This is a genomic window from Marinitenerispora sediminis (assembly GCF_003336425.1).
Lineage (GTDB): Bacteria > Actinomycetota > Actinomycetes > Streptosporangiales > Streptosporangiaceae > Marinitenerispora > Marinitenerispora sediminis.
In genome coordinates, this window is record NZ_QEIO01000349.1 from 1 (window position 1) to 579 (window position 579).

Here is a 579-nt window from a genome sequence, read left to right on the forward strand (position 1 = left end):
GGCGGGCGGGCCCGGCTGCGCAACGACGGGATCGGGTTCGTCTTCCAGCAGTTCCACCTGCTGGAGCGCCGGACCGCTGTGGCCAATGTCTGCGTGCCCATGCTCCTGGCCGGCGTCCCCCTCCGGCGCCGCCGCGCCGCGGCGGCCGACCTGCTCCGGTCCGTGGGACTGGGCCACCGGCTGCACTCGCGACCGCACCAGCTCTCCGGCGGTGAGCAGCAGCGTGTCGCGCTGGCGCGGGCGCTCAGCCGCACCCCCCGCTGATCCTCGCCGACGAGCCCACGGGCGCCCTGGACACCGCCAGCAGCGAACTGGGCATGGACCGGCTGCTGGGGCAGGCGGCCGACCGGGGGGCGGCCGTGATCGTGGTGACGCACGACCCCGAGGTCGCCGCCCGGGCGGACCGCGTGGTCACCATCGCCGGCGGCCGCACGCGGTAGGGGCCAGCCGCCCGTGGAAACGACGGAGGCCCGGTGCTCGCGATGAGCACCGGGCCTCCGGCTTGGTAGCGGGGACAGGATTTGAACCTGCGACCTCTGGGTTATGAGCCCAGCGAGCTACCGAACTGCTCCACCCCGC

1 pseudogene is annotated in these 579 nt (G+C 75.0%); it reads left to right on the plus strand.

The features are described from left to right. Positions 1–440, plus strand: a pseudogene (locus DEF28_RS26745) (ABC transporter ATP-binding protein); the annotation flags it as partial. Between the last annotated feature and the right edge of the window lie 139 nt (positions 441–579).